We start from the raw sequence: 20559 nt of genomic DNA on the forward strand, positions 1-20559 counted from the left end.
AAAACATATGTTCATATTCAATATGGGGGCGCTTTTGTTACAAGCCTGTCATATTGCGCATGCAGGGGAGGAGCTCCGGTGCAAATGCCCGGAGATGCAAACAGAGGAGTTATCCCATGGGACGCCAGTCCACGATCCGTTCGGTTGCGCTCGCAGCCGCACTGCTCACATCCACAGCCGCTTTCGCCGACAACCTTGTTCTCTACACCTCGCAGCCTGATGCCGATGCTGCAGAGACCGTCGATGCTTTCAAGGCCGCCAATCCAGGCGTCGAGGTCGAGATCTTCCGGTCCGGCACCAGCGACCTGATGACCAAGCTCGCTGCGGAGTTCGCCGCTGGCAGCCCGCAGCCAGACGTGCTTCTGATCGCCGATGCAGTGAGCATGGAAACGCTCAAGAAGGACGGCCACCTGATGGCCTATCCCGAGGCCAATGTGGACGGTTTCGAGGAAGCCGCGTATGACGCCGAAAAAACCTATTTCGGCTCGAAGCTCATCACTACCGGCATTGCCTACAACACGGCAGCGGCTGAAAAGCCCGAGCATTGGTCTGATCTGACCGGCGAGGCCTACAAGGATCTCACCATCATGCCGAGCCCGCTTTATTCGGGTGCCGCAGCCTATCTTCTGTCAGCTTTCGTCAACCGCGACGATCTTGGCTGGGACTATTTCGAGAAGCTGAAGGAAAACGGCCATGTCGCCGTGCGCGGCAATGGTGCTGTTCTGAAATCCGTCGCAAGCGGTGAGAAAGCCTATGGCATGCTCGTCGACTTCATGGCCATGAACGCCAAGAAGGACGGCTCGCCCATCGAGTTCGTGTTCCCCGAGGAAGGCGTGACCGCTGTCACCGAGCCGGTTGCCATCATGTCAACCGCGAAGAACCCGGATGTGGCCAAGAAGTTCGTCGACTTCATTCTCTCCGACGATGGCCAGAAGCTGGCGCTGAAGCAGGGCTACCTGCCGGCAAAGCCTTCTGTCGGTTCGCCGGACTGGCTGCCCGAGGGCACCAAGATCAACGTCATGACCGTTGATGTGAAGAAGGTGGTCGATGAGATCGCCGGCAACAAGGAGAAATTCTCCTCCATGTTCGGTGGCTAAGGAAACACCTTAATGACCGCAATACGTAAGGAACGTCAGGGCCAGGATATGGCCCTGACAGCGGGGATCGTCGCGCTTATCGTCATCTTTTCGCTGTTGCCCATGGCGCGGCTTTTGCAGGAAATCATCCTGCCCGGCGGTCAGTTCTCGCTCGATATCATTCGCAACGGTCTGATCGACGATACGACCTGGCGCGCCACCTGGAACACGCTGGTGGTCGGCCTTGGCGGAACACTCTTTGCCCTGGTGCTCGGTGTGGCCGTTGCCATTCTGGTTTCGCTGTCGGATGTGCGCCAGCGTCAGGCTTTCGTCCTGTGCTTCGTCACGCCGCTCATGATTGCGCCGCAGGTGACCGCACTCGCCTGGCTGCAGCTCTTCGGCCCATCCAGTCCATTGCTCAACATGCTGGGCATGGCGCCTCCGCTGGGCACGCGCAATCCGCTCTATTCGCCTGAAGGCATCATCTTTCTGCTCGGTATCCAGTATGCGCCGCTCGTCTTTCTGATCGTGCGCGCCGGCATGCGCAAGCTGCCGCGTGAGCTGGTCGAGGCCGCGCAGTCTAGCGGGGCCGGCTGGGTTCGGGTGCTTGGCACCATTATCCTGCCGCTGATGACGCCCTCCATCGTGGGCGCGGCCGCACTCACCTTCGTTTCCTGTGTCGGCAATTTCGGCATTCCCGCCTTCCTGGGTATTCCGGCAAACTATCTTGTCCTGCCGACGCTCATCTATCAGCGTCTGGCCGGTGGCGGACCGGATGTGCTCTCCGAGGTGGCGTTCCTTTCGGTGCTCATCGGCGTGATCGCCATGGTCGGCATTGTCATGCAGGACCGCATCGCAAGCCGTCGCGATTTCCGCATCACCTCCACCTCGCTGCCTGCCGCGCCCTACCAGCTCGGCGTCTGGCGTGTGCCGGTGGAGTTCGGCATGTGGGCTTTAATCGCGCTCATTCTCGTGCTGCCGCTGGTGGGACTCATCCTCACATCGCTGGTGCGGGGCTACGGCGTGACACTGACGGCTGAAACGGCCACGCTGGAGAACTACTATTTCGTGATCTTCCAGCATGCAGCGGCAAGCCGCGCCTTTCTCAACAGTCTCTATCTATCGGCAGGAGCATCGATTTTCGCCGTCTTCGTTGCCATTCCGCTCGGCTATGTGATCGCCTGGGGCAACAAGCGCTGGATCAAGGCACTCAACCTCGCGATCGAGCTGCCCTATGCGCTGCCGGGCGTGGTGCTGGCGATCGCCTCGCTACTTCTGTTCCTGAAGCCCATGCCGATCACCGGCATTCAGATCTACAATACGGTCTGGATCATCCTCTATGCCTATCTCGCGCGCTTCCTGATCCTGGCCGTGCGGCCGACGATCACGGGCTATTTCCAGCTCGACCGGGCGCTCGAAGAGGCGGCACAGGTGGCCGGTGCGGGCCTGTTCACGCGGATGCGCACCATCATCTTCCCGCTCATCGCTCCGGCGGCCATTGCGGGCGGCCTGCTGATCTTCATGACAGCGCTGTGTGAGCTGACGGTGTCGGCACTTCTGTGGTCCTCAGGTTCGGAGACCATCGGCGTTGTCATCTTCTCCTTCGAACAGGGTGGCGATTCCAAATATGCGGCGGCGGTTTCCGCCATCATGGTCGCAACCACCTTCCTTCTGATGCTGCTCGCCAGCCTCTTTGCAAACAAACTACCGGACGGAGTTCTCCCATGGCGGGACTGAGCATTAAGAACGTCACCAAAACCTTCGGCGAGGCCAAGGCCCTCGACAATGTCTCCATTGATGTTGCGGATGGCGAGTTCCTCGCCGTTCTCGGGCCTTCGGGCTGCGGCAAGACCACGCTTCTGCGCATGATTGCCGGCTTTGAAACGGTCAGCGGCGGCAGTATCCACATCGGCGACCGGCAGGTCTCGTCGCCAGAGGCGAACATCCCGCCGGAAAAACGCCGCGTCGGCATCGTTTTCCAGAATTATGCGCTCTGGCCGCACATGACGGTGTCGGAAAATATCGGTTATGCGCTCAAGGTGGCGCGGGTTCCGAAGGCCGAGCGCGAGGAGCGGGTCAAAAACGCGCTGGCTCTCGTCAATATGGAGCAGTATGGCGACCGCCGTCCGGCCAATCTGTCGGGCGGTCAGCGGCAGCGCGTGGCGCTGGCGCGCTGCCTCGTGGCGGAGCCGCGGCTGGTGCTGTTCGACGAGCCGCTGGCCAATCTCGATGTGCATCTGCGCGCCTCGATGGAAGACGAGTTTGCCGACTTCCACAAGCGCACGGGCACGACCATTCTATACATCACCCACGACCAGGCCGAGGCCATGGCGCTGGCAGACCGCATCGCGGTCATGGATCATGGCCGTCTGATGCAGCTTGCCACGCCGCGCGAGCTTTATCATGAGCCGGCAAATGAGATGGTCGCTTCCTTTATCTCGCAGGGCATGGTCCTGCCGGCCAATGTTGAAACGGCAGAGGTTGACGGGCAATGCCGCGTCACCGTGCTGGGTCAGGAGCTGGTCGTGCGCTGCCGCAAGGGCGAGAAGCCGCGCAAGGACGCGCGCATTTGCTGCCGCGCTTCACAGATCCAGTCGGTTGGCACCAGCCAGCCGGGCTTCGAAGGCACCATCACGCGGGCGGTCTATCGCGGCGGTTCGGCGCGCATCGAGTTCGAGCCCGAGGCAGCCCCGCATCTCGGCCTGCATTTCGATCAGCCCGATCCGGTGTCTTTCGCGGCGGGAGAGCGCGCCAAGCTTGCCATCACATCGGGCTGGCTGATCCCGGCCGATGGGGCCGCCTGATGTTGCAGGTCGATCTTCAGGGCGGGTTCGGTGAGAAGGGGCGCACCAGCGTCGTCGTCAGCGACGGCAGCACGCGCGTCATGCTCGATGCCGGCATAAAGGTTGGGGCGACGGGGGATGAGTATTACCCTGTTCTCGCTCGCCCGGTGGCTGAGATCGACGCGCTTTTCATTTCCCATGCCCATGAAGATCACATCGGGGCGCTGTGCCATCTGCGCCGCCAGGGATATGCCGGCCCGATCTACATGACCGAGGAAACGCGTGCCGAGATGCCGGCGACACTCGCGCAATACGCGGACCCTGCAGATCTGGCGGAATACATGCCGCAGTCAGAGCAGATTCGCCTGTTCCGGCCAGGCGAGACACTAACCGTCGGTGCACTGAACGTGGAAACCGGCGCATCCGGCCATGTGGTTGGAGGCGTCTGGTTCTGTGTGGAGGGGGCGGGGCATCGCGTCGTTTATACCGCCGACATCGTGCCCGAGAGCGCGGTGTTCCCAATGCAACCCTTGCCCGCCTGTGACCTGCTCATTCTTGACGCCTCCTATGGCGCTGATCCTATCCCGGGGGCAGAGCGTGCGCGGCAGATCGGGGAATGGGTCGCCGGATATGCCGATGGCTGTCTCCTTCCCACGCCGCTTTCCGGTCGCTCACTCGAGTTGATGGCGGCCATCGGCGTGCCCTTCGCCATCGAGGCGGGCATGCGTGCGGCCCTGTCGGCGCAAATTCATGCACCGGACGCCGTTCATAAGGATCGGGTCAAGGTTCTGTCGGAGCGATTGGACGCCGCGCGCGACTGGAATGTCGGTGAACCCCTTCCAGCCTGCCCGCTTCTTGTTCATGACGGAATGGGCGTGGCGGGTCCTTCGCGCCCCGCGCTCGAAGCAGCGGAAAGTGCCGGCTTTCCCATTCTTCTGAGCGGCCATCTGCCAGCAGGCTCACCCGGTGCGCGGCTTGTCGATGAGGGCAGGGCCGCCTGGATCCGCATGCCGACGCACCCCACACTGCCCGAAAACACTGCCCTGTGGGAGGTGGCAGGCCGCCCGCGCCTGATCGGCCATTCCTGCGATGCAACCTCACTCGATGCGCTGCATCAGCACATCCCAGCTCTCATGGCCGGTGCCCGCACCGGCGACACACACCAGATCGACAAAGAGACGACACATGCGCATTCTGATTTCCAATGACGACGGCATTGAGGCTCCCGGCATTGCGCTGGCAGCACAGGCGGCATCCCGTCTGAGCGACGATGTCTGGGTCGTCGCCCCCGATGGCAAGCGCACGGCAGCAGGCCCTTCTCTTACCGTCGCGCGTCCGCTCACCATGCGCCGGCTCGCAGAGCGCCGCTATTCCTGCTCGGGCACGCCGGCGGACTGCATCGTCACCTCCATGGGTTGGCTCTTCAAGGATGATCAGAAACCGGATCTCGTGGTCGCCGGCGTCAATGACGGGCGCAATGTGGGTGAGGATCTCGCCTATTCCGGCACGCTTGGCGTTGCCCGAGAAGCCACCTTCTGGGGCATCCCCGCGATCGGCTTCTCCCGCGTGAAGGAGGCGAATGTGCGTGAAGGAGACGCGGCATGGCTGGCACGCTTCATTGAACGCCTCTGGCAGACACGCAACGAGTGGGCGATGGAAGGCCACTGGCTGAGCGTCAACCTTCCGGCAGATCTGCCGGCATCCGTCTCCCAGCCATCTATCGGGCGAGACAAGATCGCCCGCAAGGTGGAGGTTCTGCGTGAGGATGGCGACGAGATCGAGCTGGTCGTGCCGCGCGGGCGCGAGCATGCAAGCCGAAAGGGCGATGAGAACAGTCTCATCGCCGAGGGTTTCGCCACGGTGAACCGGCTGAACTGGTTCGGAGAAACCCAGCTTGCAGGCGCCTTCATGGAAGGGCTCAGATCAGCAACAAAATAGGTCGCTCAGGAAGGGGACCCTAGCGGTTGTTGGCCTGATACTCTTTCACCCACTCGTGGGTTCGCTGCTGTTTGGACTGTGATGTTCCCGTGACTGATGTTTCGTCATATCGGGTTCGGATCCTGTTTTCGCTTGCCCTGCGCTGCTCCTCCACCGGCCCTGGTTCGTCGATCTCCGGCAAATCCGGGTTCTGTGCCGTCTCCGGTGTGATTGCGTCCACCCAGTCCTGTGTGCGCTGATGCGCAGACTCGACAAAGCCGGGCGGGACCGAACGCGAAGCCGCGGTGTCGGCGCTGCCGACGTTCGCGCCTCCCCCGCCCGAATTGCCCCGCACCTCACGCTGCATCGCTCGAGAAGGCCCAGGCAGCGGCTCTTCAGCCGCCCGATCAACAGAAGGGATTGCCTCTACCCAGTCCTGCGTACGCCGTTGCCCGTGCCTGGATGTATCGAGTGATTTGAGGCTGTGGCCCGCCTCACTGGAAGCACTGGAACCTCTCGGCAGATCGGGTGGTGGGCTCGAGTCGAGCACCATGCGGCCCATCCGGTAATCTTCATAGACTTGAAGCGGTATGCCGTGGGTCGTGTTCACCGAGCGTGAGGCGGCAATCTCCGCTATGATTCTCCGGATATCCTCATCGGAGGAGTCCAGCAGATAGACATTCTCCGCAGGAGGTGGCGGAAAATGCACCTCGTCAAGAAATTCGTAGTCATAGCCTCCACCGTCGACAAAGGAGCCCACTCTGTCTCCTTCTGTAACAATGGCATACTGGTACATTATTCTTCCCTCCGAGCCGTACTGCCAGATATCCAGAACATTATTACTTGCGGCAAGCGAGGCACTACCGATTGTCGCGGGCCTTTCGATCAGGTTGACCACAGCTTCGAATTGCTGTGACGGACGGTATCGGCCAGCCGCGAGCAACTCTTCGGGCCTGAGGTCGTCCACACGGTAGACGAGGTGGTAGTCGCCGATCCGACCTTTTCTCTCAGCCTCGCGACCAAGGTCTTCGAGTTTGAACCTAAGGGCGTCGACACGTTCTTTCATCGCTTCGATCTCGTCGAAGGCGGCGCTCTCGTCCGGGTCTGCAATGACATAGTATCCACGCCTGTTCAGTGCCGCCCTGATTTCACTAGCGCGCTGACCCTCATAGGGCGGGCGATCCTGCACGCCACCATCGGCAGATATCCGCTTCCAGCCTCCGGCCCCGTCGTTGTGAAGGATAGCGACGGATTTTCGTCCTTTCGGATCGACGACGTTCACATAGCCATCACGCAGCTTGAAGTCGCTTCTTATCTCGTAGACGCGGGTAACACCCGTTTCGTCGCTAATGCGGATAAAATAGTGTTCACCTGATTGATAGATGCCTGCCCGATTGGGTGCGCGCCCCTCGATGAGCGAGGGGTCAACTTCAAAGCCGGATATGTCTCCAATTCGAAGTGGCTGCTCGTTAAGGACGGGGCGAACGGCGGAGACAGAGACCGTATCGCTGCCGCCTGCAGAAATCTGTTCTGCTTCCGATAGATTTCTCGCCACCGCACCAAGGGCAGCTCCAGCCAGCATGGTGCTTCCGGTGGTGATGGCGCCGAGAGCACCTGCTTTGCGCTCATCATAGGTGTCGCCCATGATCGCCTGGTCGGCTTCAAGGGCGAGTTCGCTACCCATGGTGATTGCCAGTGCGCCAAATTCCAGTTCTGGCGCCAGCATCATAATCGGCCAGAATATAGCGTTGAGTGTGCGAAAATTGTCGATCCAGAGGTCGCGAGTGATTTCGCTGTCTGAGGTAATCAACGTGTCGGCATCGGAGAAGCTGCGCTGCCGCATGCTTTCGGCAAGCTCGAAGAATAGGTTTTTAGAATAGAGGCGGCTCCCGGAATTGATGCCCGTGTTCCAGACTCCAGACCCGAGTTTCTCGAGCCCATTGGCAACCCCTGTGTACCAAAATCCATCCTGTAGATTATAGAGTGAAAAGTGGCGTGTGAGCCGCGCGCGCTCCTCCCGAGACGCTGCCATCTCCTTGACCCAGCGGTCGAGCGCCGTTTCGCTGCCGAACTCATGGAATGATGGTGTTTCGCCTGGAATGTAGAGCACCGTGTGCCGGTTTGAGCGAGTGAACCGGACGATGTCGCTGGAAGGGTAGCCATTTATGTCGAAGGCTGTGACCTTTATGTCGTCCACGTTTTCTGCTTCAGCGCCGATGCCGTTGGAGATCGCTGCCAGAAGCTGATCGGAGTTAGCTCCCGCGCCTTGCATCACCATTGTGGCACCGGAAAGGGAAAGGTCTGACGCATGAATGGCACGCATTGCGGATACGGCGAATTGAACTTTTGCCAAAAGCGCGATGTGATCCTGATGGTCCGCCCAGAAGTCGTTCAGGCTGGAGAGAACCTCTGACTGGAAGTCGGCCTTCCAGATCGCATCCCTCAAACTGGAAGCCAGAATTCTGAATTCGTTTGGGGTTCCATAGAAGCCAGCACCTGGGCCATCCGTGTAGACCCCTTCATAGGAATCCAGCGCCGCAGACTGGAGGGTCTGTCGATCCGCACTGAAATTTGCGAGCAGTAGATCTGTCAATGACGTGGACGAATTGGGCTCGCCTGTGTGTATGACGCCGGTAAAACTTGTTTGAGATGAGACCGCTGAACTGAATGCGTTCAAATAGAGCGCGTCAGGATTGGCATCCTGCCCGGTGAGCTCTTTGATGATGGCGCTCATCCTTGCTCGCGCCATAGATCGAATGTTGGGAAGCTCCTGATGGACGACGCGGGCAACCCTGGCGATCTCCGACAGTTGATCTTTTGTCAGCGTGCACTTGAGGACTTGCGCGAGGGACGGCATGAGAGAGGGATTCTCCCGCACGTCGACTTGCACCGGCTGTGAGCTGACGCTTGGCCTCGTCCCTTGAGATTTGGTAAGCGGCTTCCGCGCCTGGAGTGCTGAATTTATTTTTCTTGGATTGCTAATTATTCCGAATTCAGAATGTATCATTTCATATCTATCCAAAATATATAAATTATAATTATTCTATATGTATTTGGATTTTATATTAATATCTGATATTTAATCTGTCTATTTATTCTAGTTCACAAAATGAAATAGCCGACCCTGGTTTCCGCAGGGTCGGCTTCGATATCGTAATCGGCAGTGGATACGGCTTTCAGCTCGCTTTCAGCCGTGACCCGCTCAACAGCCCCCGTTCTTCAAGAACCGGATATGCGAATGTCGCCAGAAGTGAATTGATCTGCTTCAGGTCGCGGATCGTATCGAGGTGGATCGAGCTTGTTTCCACGCTCTGTTCCGTGCCCTGCCTCAACCTCTCAAAATGGCGCTGGCTGGTTTCTTTCTCCACATCGCGCAGGCGGTCCTTCTCCATCACCAGTTCGCGCGCGGTCTCGGTGTCCTGAGTGACAAGGAGGTTGAACGCCAAGCGGGCATTGGCAAGGACTGAAGCATGGAAGCCGGCAAGTTCCCGCCAGCCTTCGCTGGTGAATTCAACGCCACGCTCCATCTTTTTTTGAACATGCGCGAGCATGTTGCGCACGATGATGTCGCCCACCTGTTCGAGCTTGACGCACACGCCGAGCAGTTCATGGCAGCGCCGTGCATCCTCTTCCGTCATCTCGTGACGGGTGATGCGGGCAAGATAAAGCTTGATGGCGGCGTGGCGCCGGTCAACCGTGTCGTCGACGGCGGCGAGCGCAGCAATCGATTTCCGGTCCGCCTTCTCGTAGAGCTCGAGAATGCGGCACAGCATGAACTCTACCGTCTCGCACATGCGGACGGTTTCGCGCGTCACATTGGCCAACGCCTGATGGGGCGTATCAAGAGCCGTAACGTCAAGCGCGCTTGTTTCCGCCATTTGCGTTTCATCGGCCTCGTCGGCTTTGTCGTCTTCCGCGCCTGTTTGCAGCGAGACAAGTGCCTGCGTGACTTTGAGGATCAGACCGGAGAGCGGAATGCCGGCAATGAGGATCAGCACGTTGAAGGCGATATGCGCGTGAATGATGCGGTTCGCCGGATCGCTACCCAGAAACTCCAGGCCGGGATCAAAGAACACGTATCCCACGAGAAGGATGACGGAGCCCAGACCGCGCATCAGGAGATTGCCCAGGGGAACGATGCGGTAGCTTGGCGGCGAGCTCCGCGTAAGCATCGGCGCAATGAAGGAACTGCCAAGATTCACGCCCAGAACCATGACGATGCCGAGCTCGGGGGAAACGATCCCGCGCGCGGCGAAAGTGGTAAGGAGGAGCACGGCAGCAATGCTCGAATGAAAGAGGTAGGTGGTCACCGCAGCCAGCAGAAAAGCCGTGATCGGATCGTCGGACAGATAGCCAACGATCAGCGGCACGATCGTGCTTTGTCTGAGAGGCTCAGAGGCTTCACCCATCATTTCCAGTGAGAGAATAAGAAGGCCGACGCCGACAAGTATGCGCCCGAACTGCCGCCATTGCCGCCGTTCCGTCGCAAGAAAAATCACAGTGCCAGTGAGAATGCAGAGCGGCACGAGCAAAGTCAGGTCGAAGCTCAGGATCTTGACGACCAGTGCCGAACCGACCTCCGCGCCACGCACCGCCAGGATGCCCGACAGTCCGGTGACAATTCCGAGGCCTGCGAAGGAGCCGATCAAGAGCGTGACGGCTGTTGAACTTTGAAGGGCTATGGAAAGAGCAAGGCCAGTCAGGGCCGCCAGAATGGGATTGCCGAGCGTCTCCCGCAGGCGCTGGCGCAGTACATTGCCATAGGCGCGTTCGACGCCCGTTCGCACCATGCGGGTAGCCCAGAGCAGCAGTGCCACTGCTCCGGCCATATGCAAAAAGAACACGGAACCGCTCATATCGCCTCGAATAAGTCTAGCACAAATCTGGTTCTGCAGAGAGCCTGGAGAAAGTTCTGCCGCTAAGCCGGAAATTTCCTGTCAGGCCTGCCGAACAGGCCGAATGCGCATGTTACATTTGTAATTTCTATTTAGCAATTGTTCATTCCCGTAAAGCCCTTTGCCGCCGTGCCCAGAATCGCTGGGGCGTAAGGGGAACCGGTGAGAGAAAGCGGCTTGACGGCAAGAAGAAAATATACTCAATTTTATCTGCATCTTTGCTTTATTGATGTGAGTAAGATTGCAAATATTGTTATATTGATAAAGGAGTTTATTATGAATACTTCTATTAAGAATCGTAATGATATTCGTTCTCCATATAGTTATGGCGGGGGAGGCTCGTCCTTTGGCGCCATTGCAACCGGAGGCGGCTTTGGTCTTGCGCTCGGAAGCCCCATCGGAGCCGCCTTTGGCACCGCTGGCGGGGCTTTGGCTGGCGGTATCGCCGGCGGTGTTTTGGGCTCTATTGTCCCCATCGTCGGAACCTTCGGCGGTGCCGCAACCGGCACTGGTCTCGGTGCAACCATTGGTGCTGCGGTCGGCACGGCGGCTGGTGCTGCGCTTGGCGCTCTCGCGGGTGGCACGGCAGGCGCGATTACCGCACGATTATAAGCCTGGTTGATGGCGCGTGTTGCCTGGTTTGGCGACCTTGCCGCCAACCATTGAGGAAAAAGGAGTCCGGCGCTGTGCCGGGCTCCCCGGCACTGCCATACACGGCTGATCCGTGCAGCTGCCCACAAGCGCTAAATGATCCGCTTGCGTAGCCAGGCCGAGACAACTTCACCGAGCACCACCAGAGCGAGAATGGCCAGCAAGACCGTGGCGGCCTCCTGCCAGTTGAACGTGTCGATGGCGCCTTGCAGGATGATGCCTATGCCGCCTGCGCCAACCAGTCCCAGAACGGTGGATTCGCGCAGGTTGATGTCCCAGCGCAGGATGGCTACGGCCCAGAAGGTCGGCATCACCTGCGGCACAATCGCGTAGAGGATCACCTTGAAGCGTGACGCGCCGGTTGCTTCCAGCGCTTCCACCGGACGCCGGTCGATCTCCTCGATGGCTTCGCCGAGAAGCTTCCCGATGAAGCCGATGGAGCGGAACATGATGGCGATGATGCCGGCAACGATGCCGGGGCCGAATATGGCCACGAAAAGAAGCGCCCAGATGATCGTGTTGACCGAGCGGCTGGACACGAGGATGAAGCGCCCGAGCCACAGCGTCGCGGCGTTTGGCGTCGTGTTCTGCGCAGCGATATAGGCAACGGGCAGCGACACGAAGACAGCGATTGCCGTTGCGATGGTGGCGATGTTTACAGTCTCCACCAGCACCCACAAAATGCTGGGCAGGTTTGTGACATCCGGCGGCACCATGCGGCTGAACAGGTCGCCCATCTGCTGCGGTGCGTCAAACACCCAGGGCCAGATCACGTCGATGCTGGTCAGGGCCCAGACGATCGTGATCACGGCGAAGAGAAAGATCGCATAGCGTTGCATGCGCTCGCGCGGCGTATAGCGTGCCCAGTCTTCGAGGGACGTTTCCATGCTCACCATACCCGTTTCCTGATCTGACCGCTGATCGCCTCACTCAAAAGGATGACGGCGACGATCACGATGGTGATGGCCAGTGCAAAATCATAGTCATAGCGGCCGAAGGCGTTGGCCAGCGTGGAGCCGATGCCGCCGGCCCCGACAATGCCGACGACCGCCGAGGCACGCAGGTTGCTGTCGAGCTGATAGATGCTCAGACCGATCTGGCGCGGCATGATCTGCGGAAAAACCGCGTAGATGAGCGTCGGGAAATAGCCTGCACCCACCGCGCGCATGGCCTCCACCTGTCCCCAGTCGATCTCTTCGATGCGCTCGGCCAGCATCTTGGCCACGAAGCCGATGGAATAGACGATGAGGGTCAGGACACCGGCAAAGGGGCCAAAGCCCACGGCCTTCACGAAGATGATTGCGACGATCACAGGATGAAAGCTGCGCGCCACGATGATGAGTCCGCGGCCAAGCAGATAGACCGGTCGTGGCGCCAGGTTCTTGGCCGCCATGAATGCGATGGGGATCGACAGCAACACGCCGCCCACCGTCGCCAGAATGGCGATCTTCAGACTTTCCAGAAAACCGTCGATCAGTAGCCCGCTGCGTTCGAAGCTTGGCGGAAACGCGCCGCTGAAGATGCGCGCCGCGCGCGCCATGCCCTGTGAAATGCGTTCCCAGTCGACAGGCAGCATGACGAAAGCCCAGCCGATATAGATCACCACCGCCGCCAGCATTCCGTAGCGCAGCACGGGATTGGCAATCATTGGCGGCTTGCGCCAGGTGTCGGGCAGGGAAGTGTCGGGGAGGGAAGGGGTCTCGGCGCTCATGCCTTCTGGGCCCTCAGCGGTGTGACATTGCCTGCCTCGCCGCGCTCTTCGGCAGGCACGCCGGCATAGATCTCGTCCATGGCGTCCTTGTCGAGTGCATCGGGCTCGGCATCGAAGATGATGCGGCCATAGCGCATGCCGACAATGCGGTCGGTGTATTGCTTGGCCTCCGCCACATTGTGGATGTTGATGAGCACCGGTAGAGAAAATTCGCGCGAGAGCGCGCGCAGAAGTTCCATGATCTGTTCGGAGGTCTTTGGGTCGAGCGAGGCGGTGGGCTCATCCGCGAGCAGGATTTCCGGTTCCTGCATCAGGGCGCGCACCACGCCCACGCGCTGGCGTTCGCCGCCAGAGAGCTCATCGGCGCGCTTGTTGGCATAGTGGGCGATGCCCACACGCTCCATGAGTTCATAGGCGCGGCGAATGTCTTCCCTTGGGTAGCGCCGCATGGCCGCGCGCCACAGCGGCAAATAGCCGAGCCGGCCTGACTGCACGTTTTCCATGACCGTCAGCCGATCCACCAGATTGAAGCTCTGAAAGATCATGCCGATGCGGCGGCGCGCGGCGCGCAGCCTTGCGCCCTTCAGGTCGGTGAGCATGAGACCGTTCAACTCGATCGACCCGGAACTCGGCTCCACCAGCCGGTTGATGCAGCGCAGCAGCGTGCTCTTGCCCGCACCGGAGGCGCCGATGATGGACACCACACTGTCGCCGGGCACTTCCAGGTCCAGGCCTTTGAGCACCGGCGCGCCATTGCCATAGCGCTTCACCAGCTGCGAAATCTTCAGCATGCATCAACTCCGAAATTCAGTGAGCGATCGGAAAAAATCGGGCGCGAGACCAAATCCCGGCGTCTCGCGCCCGCAGGAGGATCACTCTTTCGCCAGACCCTGTGGCGTGTATTCCACGCCGTTCGCCTTCTGGATCTCGCGGATTACGGCCCAGTCCTTCTGGTAGGTGACGGGCACGAACTTGCTGACACCGGAAAACTCCTCGCCGAGTGCCGTTCCGGCAAAGTCGAACGAGAAGAAGGCTTCCTTGATCTTTTCCACCAGCGCAGGGTCAAGGTTATGTGCGTAGGTGTAGGAAGTGGTCGGGAACGGGTCCGATTCCCAGACGATCTTCACCTCTTCGGGATCGTAGAGATCGCGTTCCGCCATGCGGTCCACCACCTCGGATGCGACCGGCGCTGCGTCATAGTCGCCTGCCACGACGCCGAGCATGGACTGGTCGTGCGAGCCCGAATAGACCACTTCATAGTCCTGTTCCGGTACGACACCGAGCCCGGGAAAGAGCGCGCGCGGTGCAAGATTGCCGGAATTGGAGGTGGGCGAAGTGTGGGCGATGCGCTTGCCCTTCAGATCCGCCATCTCGTTGATGCCGGAATCCTTGCGCGTATAGACCTGCAGCTTGTAGCCGAAATTGCCGTCTTCCGATCCCATGATCGCAAAGGGCACCGCGCCGGCGAGATTAACGGCGAAGGGCGTCGGACCCGTCGAGAAACCGGCGATGTGCAGGCGCCCACTGCGCATGGCCTCCACCTCGGCGGAGTTCGACTGCACGGCGAAGAACTGAACGTCCTTGCCCGTTACTTCTTCCAGATGCTCGATGAAGGGCTCCCAGATGTCCTCATAGATCGCGGGGTCTTCGACAGGTGTATAGGCGAAAACCAGCGTGTCGGGATTGGAAAGCTTCGACGGATCGCTCGGCGTGTCGGCCACCAGATCACCATCAGCATCGCAATACATGGCGTCGAGCTGGCCGCGATTGGGGCAGTCCTGCGCCTGGGCGGTCGTGCCGGCCAGCAATGCGGAAATGCCGAAAAATGCCGCGGCGGCGCCTCCGGCAAGGCGGGTATCGATCAGAATAGACATGAACTCTCTCCTCCAGTGCGGGCCTGCGCCCGCTTCTCCCAAAAGAGTGCACGCAACGGCACCCATTTGCGGAAAGCGTATCGAAGTATTGTGGTAGTTTGCAATATTCAAATGTAAAAAATTTGGAATACCCTCGAAATGGTCGCCGAACAGGGCTACAAACTTGGCAGATCGCTCGGTGAGGGGGAGAAGCCTGTGGCAACAAATATGTCGGCAAACCGTGTTCCAGAAGAGGCCGTGGCACCGCGTCCTTTCGAAGAGATTGGTACGGAGCGACTTGCAGAGATCGATTTTGTGCTCACCGATATCGATGACACACTCACCACGTCCGGCCGCCTGCCTGCTCTTGCCTATCATGCTCTGGAAAGGCTGCATCAGGCAGGCATCGTTGTCATCCCGGTCACGGGCCGTCCTGCCGGATGGTGCGATATGATTGCCAGGCTTTGGCCTGTCGATGCAGTGGTGGGAGAAAACGGCGCGTTCTATTTCGCGTGTTCTGCACAGGGAGGCATGATCCGCGAATTCGCACAGCCAGCCGAACTGCGTCGCGAGGGCCGTCAGCGTCTCGACCGGTTGGCCGAAACAATTCTCACAACCGTGCCCGGTGCGCGGATCTCTGCCGACCAGTCATTCCGCGAAGCCGATCTCGCCATCGACTTCGCCGAAGATGGCCCCCGGTTGAGCGATGCAAAGATAGCCCGCATCGTCACGTGTTTTGAAGAGGCCGGGGCTGTCGCAAAAGTGTCGTCCATCCATGTCAATGGATGGTTTGGCCACTATGACAAGCTGGCCATGACACGTCGCCTGTTTGGCGAGCGGTATGGCCTGGAGCTGGAAAAAGCGGATCGGAGCGTGATTTTCGTCGGCGATTCCCCTAATGATGCGCCCATGTTCGGCTTTTTTCAGAACAGCGTTGGCGTCGCCAATTTCGCGGATTTTCTCAATGACACCGCGACACCACCCAATTGGATTACACGGCAGGCGGGCGGCGCCGGATTTGCTGAAGTCGCGGATGCCATACTTCGCGCAAAAGGGCGCACCAGAGGGGCCCCAGAGGGAACTAATGACGCGTCTTAGAAAAACCGCGCGCCGCGAGCAGATCATTCTTGAGCTGCAGCACCACCCCCATGTGCGCACGTCGGAACTGGCCGCGCGGTTCGGTGTCTCGACCGAGACCGTTCGCCGCGATGTCGAGGCGCTCAGCCAGGAAGGGCTGATCCGTCGCGCCTATGGTGGGGCATCCGCTGCACCCATGGGCGCACAACCGCCCTTTGGCGAGCGGGATCAGGCGCGCATCGAGGAGCGCGTGCAGATCGCCGCGCGGGCCGCTGCCCTTGTGCGTCCCGGTGAAGTCCTGATGATCGATGCCGGATCGACCACGCATCAGTTCGCGCTCAATCTGGCCGCGATGGCGCGCGACCTGACGGTGCTTACAAACAGCGTTGCCGTGGCCTCCGCGCTCGCCCAGAACGAAACGATCCAGGTGGTGATCTGCCCCGGTGATTTCATGGCGCGCGAGGTGGGAATCTACGGTGCGGAAACCATCGATTTCATCGCGCGGCACAACGCCAACCGCGCCTTCATCGGCGCGAGCGGGCTCACGGCCAATGGCATTACCGAGGCAAACCGCCTTGCGGTTGGCGTCAAGCGCGCCATGATCCGCCAGTCTCACGAGAGCTATCTTCTGGTCGACCACTCCAAGTTCGACGTCAATCTCGTCGCGACGGTCGAGCCGCTTTCCGCGCTCACGGCGATCATCACCAACGAGCAGCCCACGGGCCGTCTTGCAAAGGCATTGGCCGATGCGCATGTCGATGTGCATCTGGCGGGCTAAGAAACCAGCTCTTTCCATCTGGCGATGATGCATCGCCCGGCGGTCTGGTGCATAGTGCCGCCTCGTTTTACGAACCGGAGACTTGAAGCATGTCGAAAGCGGATATCGGCCTGATCGGCCTTGGCGTGATGGGAGCAAACCTTGCTCTGAACATTGCGGAAAAAGGCCACACGATCGCCGTCAACAACCGCTCCACCGCCAAAATCGATGCGTTCGTCGAGGCGGCGCAAGCTGAGGGCCTTGCCGAACGCGTCCTGCCTGAGGCCGATCTCGTAGCCTTCGTGCAATCGGTGAAGAAGCCGCGCTCGATCATCATCATGGTCAAGGCCGGCAAGCCGGTGGACGACATGATCGAGCAGCTTCTGCCTCTGCTCGATGAGGGCGACGCGATCCTTGAGTGCGGCAACTCGCTCTTCAGCGACACGCAGCGCCGCTTCGACTATCTGAAGCCCAAGGGCATCGGCTATCTCGGCGTCGGCGTTTCCGGCGGCGCGGAAGGCGCGCGCCATGGCCCCTCGATCATGGTGGGCGGCTCAAAGGCGCAATGGCATGATGCCGAACCCGTGCTCACCTCCATTGCCGCGAAGTTCAGGGGCGAACCCTGCGTCGCCTGGCTGGGCGAGGGCGGGGCCGGACATTTCGTCAAGACGATCCACAACGGTATCGAATATGGCGACATGCAGATGATCGCCGAGGTTTATGGCGTGATGCGCGACGGGCTCGGCATGGAGGCTGCGGCCTGCGCCGAGGTGTTCAAGCGATGGAATAAGGGCCCGCTCAATTCCTACCTGATCGAGATCACGGGCCATGTGCTGGAAGCCATGGACGATGAGAGCGGCAGGCCGCTTGTGGACATAATCCTCGACAGGGCAGGGCAGAAGGGCACCGGTGTGTGGTCAGTCATCGCCGCCCAACAGCTCGGCGTGCCGGCCACGGCCATCGAGGGTGCGGTCGCAGCCCGTTCCATCTCCTCGCGCAAGCAGGAGCGCATCGCGGCGGAAGCGCTCTATGGTAGGCGCCAGGGCAAGGTGGACATCACGATCGACGATCTGGAGCAGGCACTGCTGGCCGGCAAGATCGTTTCCTACACGCAGGGATTTTCCGTCATCGCCAGCGCGTCAGAAGAGCAGGGCTGGGGGCTTGAGCTCGCCACCATCGCCAGGATCTGGCGCGCCGGCTGCATCATCCGCTCCCGCTTTCTCGACCAGATGGCGAGCGCCTTTGCCGGCGATGCGGCCACCAATCTCCTGATGGTTCCCGATTTCGCCACCCTGATGAAAGAGGCCAGCCCCGCGCTTCGTCGCGTGGTTTCCGGCGGCGCGCTTGGCGAACTGCCACTGATCTGTCTGTCGTCTTCGCTTGCCTATTTCGACAGCTATAGGCAGGCGCGTGGTACCGCTAACCTCATTCAGGGCCAGCGTGATTTCTTCGGCTCGCACGGCTTCGAGATCGAGGGACGCGGCGCTGATCTGCATGGCGATTGGCCGTCCTTGGTCGAACAGGCTGCTGAATAAAGAAAAGGCCCGGACGGCGTCGCCATCCGGGCCTCTCAAATCAGGTTTCCTGAATGATCAGGCGGCCTGCGCCTCGCCCTTTTTCAGAGCGTCCAGGACGTTCTGCGGCGAGGAAACGCCATAAGGGTCGGTGTCGCAATTGTCGGAGAAGCCTTCCTCCTCAAACCACATTTCGATCTTGCCGTCATTGACCACGGCTGCATAGCGCCAGGAACGCATGCCGAAGCCCAGATTGTCCTTGGCGACCAGCATGCCCATCTTGCGGGTAAACTCGCCCGAGCCATCGGGAATGAGCTTGACGTTCTTAAGCCCCTGCGCCTTGCCCCAGGCGTTCATCACAAAAGCGTCGTTGACGGAGATGCAATAGATCTCGTCAATGCCCTCGGCCTGAAACTCGGGGTAGAGCTTCTCGAAGTCGGGAAGCTGGTAGGTCGAGCAGGTGGGGGTGAAGGCGCCGGGCAGAGAGAACAGGACCACACGCTTGCCGCCGAAGAAATCGGCAGTGGTCTTCTCTTCCCAGCGATACGGGTTCGGACCTTCGATCGATTCGTCGCGAACGCGCGTGCGGAAGGTTACGTTGGGAACTTTTCTCACGGTCATGGCTAATCCTCTGGCAAAAACAACGCCTTCCCGGCCAATGGCTGGGCGGCTTCGATCCTGAAATTTTGAACTCCGGCTGCCGGGAGGTGCGCCGGAAAAGACAGGGCGGAATAGAACATGTTGCAGGCGCGAAGTGAAGGCCTTGCGCTGCGGCAATCCGCAGCATTTTTGTTCAGCTGCGTGAAAGCGCCATGGTGCCACCTGACGCAATCAGAACCGCACCCACGAGCCGGTTCAGATGAACGAAGATGCGTTCGGATTTGAGCATCTTTCCAAGCACAACCCCGCCGACCACGTACAGCGCGACCGCTGCCACCTCCAGCGCCAGAAAGACACCGCCCATCGCCGCAAGCTGGCTCCATGCGGGCTGCGATGCGTCGATGAATTGCGGGAAGAAGGCCGTGAAAACGGCGATTGCCTTCGGATTGCTGATGGCAATCACGAAATCGCGGCGCATCAGTTTGCCAATGGCACAATCCAGCGAACTGGCGTTCGCCAGTGCACGCGCCTTGCGCCAGAACTGGATGCCCACATAAATAAGATAGGCCGCCCCCACCAGTTTGATGACGGTGAAGGCCGTGGCAGACGCCGCCAGCACCGCGCCGAGCCCCACAATCGTGACCCCGATCAACAGCATGAAGGCCGGCATGCGGCCGAGTCCGCCCAGAAGGGCAGGCACGAGGCCCAGCCGCGCGGCATTGGAAAAGGCCAGCATGTTGTTTGGGCCGGGCGCGCAGTTCAGCGCGAAACAGGCCGGTATGAAGATCGACCACGCGATCATGGTGTTCTCCTTGGCGGGATGCTTGCCGCGATCCTATGTTCACCGCGCATGGCCGCCAAGGCGTCAGATCGGCAAAACCGTTAAGCCATCTGGCGAGAACGCACCCCGTCTGCCAGCCCCTTCACAAGAGTTGCCACGGCCTCGGCGGGGTCTTCGATCCGTTTGCCGTTTGCGTCATGGCACTGGGCGATGGCCGCAACGATGGCGCTGCCGACCACAACACCGTCCGCCGCCTCGCCTATCGCCCTGGCCTGCCGCGCCGTCTTCACGCCGAAGCCGACGCAGATCGGCAGGTCCGTGTGCTCCTTGATGCGCGAAACCGCTTCCGAAACATTGTTCGTGTCAGGCAATGCCGATCCGGTCACACCCGTCATCGAGACGTAATAGACAAAGCCCGACGTGTTCTCCAGAACCTTTGGGAGACGCTCTTCATCCGTCGTCGGTGTGGCGAGACGAATGAAGTTCAGCCCCGCCTTGATCGCCGGAACACAAAGCTCCTGATCCATCTCCGGCGGCAGATCGACGATGATCAGCCCGTCAATTCCGGCTTCCTTCGCATCGGTCAGGAAGCGTTCCACGCCATAGATGTAGATCGGGTTGTAATAGCCCATCATCACGATGGGCGTGTCGTCGTCATCTTTGCGGAAGTCACGCGCCATCTGGAGCGTCTTTGAAAGCGTCTGCCCGCCCTTGAGCGCGCGCAGGCCAGCGGCCTGGATGGCCGGGCCGTCGGCCATGGGGTCGGAGAAGGGCATGCCCAGCTCGATCACGTCGCTGCCGGCCGCAGGCAGCGCCTTCATGATCGAGAGCGAGGTCTCATAGTCCGGATCCCCGCCCATGAAATAGGTCACGAGTGCCGGGCGGTTTTCTTCCTTCAGCCGCGCGAAGCGGCGGTCAATGCGGGTGGTCATGCGGATACTCTC

At 60.2% G+C, this 20559-nt stretch carries 18 protein-coding genes; 9 read left to right on the top strand and 9 right to left on the bottom strand.

From position 1 onward, the window contains the following. Positions 1–116: 116 nt before the first annotated feature. From P2W41_RS19780 to P2W41_RS19800, 5 genes are read left to right on the top strand one after another with little or no spacing between them, the layout of a single operon-like run. Positions 117–1097 carry an ABC transporter substrate-binding protein gene (locus tag P2W41_RS19780; protein ID WP_404935256.1) on the top strand — a complete coding sequence of 327 codons (981 nt, stop codon included), beginning with the start codon at positions 117–119 and terminating at the stop codon, positions 1095–1097. 12 nt (positions 1098–1109) lie between these two features. Continuing rightward, the gene (locus P2W41_RS19785) at positions 1110–2813 is read left to right on the top strand and encodes an ABC transporter permease (protein ID WP_404935257.1); all 1704 of its coding nucleotides are present in this window, start codon (positions 1110–1112) and stop codon (positions 2811–2813) included. Then, positions 2801–3880 (top strand): ABC transporter ATP-binding protein, encoded by a 1080-nt coding sequence (locus P2W41_RS19790; RefSeq protein ID WP_404935258.1) that lies wholly within the window; start codon positions 2801–2803, stop codon positions 3878–3880. Before P2W41_RS19785 ends, P2W41_RS19790 begins: the two co-directional genes overlap by 13 nt. Continuing rightward, a complete protein-coding gene (locus tag P2W41_RS19795; RefSeq protein ID WP_404935259.1) occupies positions 3880–5067 on the top strand; it encodes an MBL fold metallo-hydrolase in 1188 nt (395 codons plus the stop codon). Before P2W41_RS19790 ends, P2W41_RS19795 begins: the two co-directional genes overlap by 1 nt. Beyond that, the gene (locus P2W41_RS19800; RefSeq protein WP_404935260.1) at positions 5045–5797 is read left to right on the top strand and encodes a 5'/3'-nucleotidase SurE; all 753 of its coding nucleotides are present in this window, start codon (positions 5045–5047) and stop codon (positions 5795–5797) included. The genes P2W41_RS19795 and P2W41_RS19800 overlap by 23 nt, the downstream gene beginning before the upstream one ends. 19 nt (positions 5798–5816) lie before the next feature. On the opposite strand, the gene P2W41_RS19805 is transcribed toward P2W41_RS19800, so the two are convergent. Both P2W41_RS19805 and P2W41_RS19810 read right to left on the bottom strand, forming a co-directional pair. Then, entirely contained in the window at positions 5817–8783 is a 2967-nt protein-coding gene (locus tag P2W41_RS19805) for a dermonecrotic toxin domain-containing protein (protein WP_404935261.1), read from the bottom strand. 169 nt (positions 8784–8952) lie between these two features. Next, positions 8953–10632: a Na/Pi cotransporter family protein gene (locus P2W41_RS19810; protein ID WP_404935262.1), complete on the bottom strand. Its 1680-nt coding sequence runs from the start codon at positions 10630–10632 to the stop codon at positions 8953–8955. Positions 10633–10848: 216 nt separating this feature from the next. On the opposite strand from P2W41_RS19810, the gene P2W41_RS19815 reads away from it, so the two are divergent. Continuing rightward, on the top strand, positions 10849–11283 hold the full coding sequence (locus P2W41_RS19815) for a hypothetical protein (protein ID WP_404935263.1): 435 nt from the start codon (positions 10849–10851) through the stop codon (positions 11281–11283). A gap of 131 nt (positions 11284–11414) precedes the next feature. On the opposite strand, the gene phnE (P2W41_RS19820) is transcribed toward P2W41_RS19815, so the two are convergent. The 4 genes from phnE (P2W41_RS19820) to phnD form a co-directional block, all read right to left on the bottom strand. Beyond that, entirely contained in the window at positions 11415–12218 is an 804-nt protein-coding gene (gene phnE, locus P2W41_RS19820; RefSeq protein WP_404935264.1) for a phosphonate ABC transporter, permease protein PhnE, read from the bottom strand. Beyond that, the gene (gene phnE / locus P2W41_RS19825) at positions 12212–13033 is read right to left on the bottom strand and encodes a phosphonate ABC transporter, permease protein PhnE (RefSeq protein ID WP_404935265.1); all 822 of its coding nucleotides are present in this window, start codon (positions 13031–13033) and stop codon (positions 12212–12214) included. The genes phnE (P2W41_RS19820) and phnE (P2W41_RS19825) overlap by 7 nt, the downstream gene beginning before the upstream one ends. Further along, positions 13030–13824 (bottom strand): phosphonate ABC transporter ATP-binding protein, encoded by a 795-nt coding sequence (phnC, locus tag P2W41_RS19830; protein WP_404935266.1) that lies wholly within the window; start codon positions 13822–13824, stop codon positions 13030–13032. Before phnC ends, phnE (P2W41_RS19825) begins: the two co-directional genes overlap by 4 nt. 81 nt (positions 13825–13905) lie before the next feature. Next, the gene (gene phnD / locus P2W41_RS19835; RefSeq protein WP_404935267.1) at positions 13906–14907 is read right to left on the bottom strand and encodes a phosphate/phosphite/phosphonate ABC transporter substrate-binding protein; all 1002 of its coding nucleotides are present in this window, start codon (positions 14905–14907) and stop codon (positions 13906–13908) included. Positions 14908–15114: 207 nt separating this feature from the next. On the opposite strand from phnD, the gene P2W41_RS19840 reads away from it, so the two are divergent. From P2W41_RS19840 to gndA, 3 genes are all read left to right on the top strand, one after another. Continuing rightward, the gene (locus tag P2W41_RS19840; RefSeq protein ID WP_404935297.1) at positions 15115–15984 is read left to right on the top strand and encodes an HAD-IIB family hydrolase; all 870 of its coding nucleotides are present in this window, start codon (positions 15115–15117) and stop codon (positions 15982–15984) included. Continuing rightward, positions 15971–16741 (top strand): DeoR/GlpR family DNA-binding transcription regulator, encoded by a 771-nt coding sequence (locus P2W41_RS19845; protein ID WP_404935268.1) that lies wholly within the window; start codon positions 15971–15973, stop codon positions 16739–16741. The genes P2W41_RS19840 and P2W41_RS19845 overlap by 14 nt, the downstream gene beginning before the upstream one ends. A gap of 89 nt (positions 16742–16830) precedes the next feature. Next, complete coding sequence (gene gndA, locus P2W41_RS19850; protein WP_404935269.1) at positions 16831–18255, top strand: NADP-dependent phosphogluconate dehydrogenase; 1425 nt, start codon at positions 16831–16833, stop codon at positions 18253–18255. 57 nt (positions 18256–18312) lie between these two features. Here gndA and P2W41_RS19855 read toward each other — a convergent pair whose 3' ends face one another. From P2W41_RS19855 to trpA, 3 genes are all read right to left on the bottom strand, one after another. Next, positions 18313–18855, bottom strand: coding sequence for a peroxiredoxin (locus tag P2W41_RS19855; protein ID WP_404935270.1), 543 nt, complete (start codon positions 18853–18855; stop codon positions 18313–18315). Positions 18856–19027: 172 nt separating this feature from the next. Further along, on the bottom strand, positions 19028–19636 hold the full coding sequence (locus P2W41_RS19860; RefSeq protein ID WP_404935271.1) for a LysE family translocator: 609 nt from the start codon (positions 19634–19636) through the stop codon (positions 19028–19030). A gap of 80 nt (positions 19637–19716) precedes the next feature. Continuing rightward, on the bottom strand, positions 19717–20547 hold the full coding sequence (gene trpA / locus P2W41_RS19865; protein WP_404935272.1) for a tryptophan synthase subunit alpha: 831 nt from the start codon (positions 20545–20547) through the stop codon (positions 19717–19719). Positions 20548–20559: the final 12 nt, after the last annotated feature.

It is taken from the genome of Nitratireductor sp. L15S-10 (assembly GCF_045011005.1).
Taxonomy (GTDB): Bacteria; Pseudomonadota; Alphaproteobacteria; order Rhizobiales; family Rhizobiaceae; genus Nitratireductor.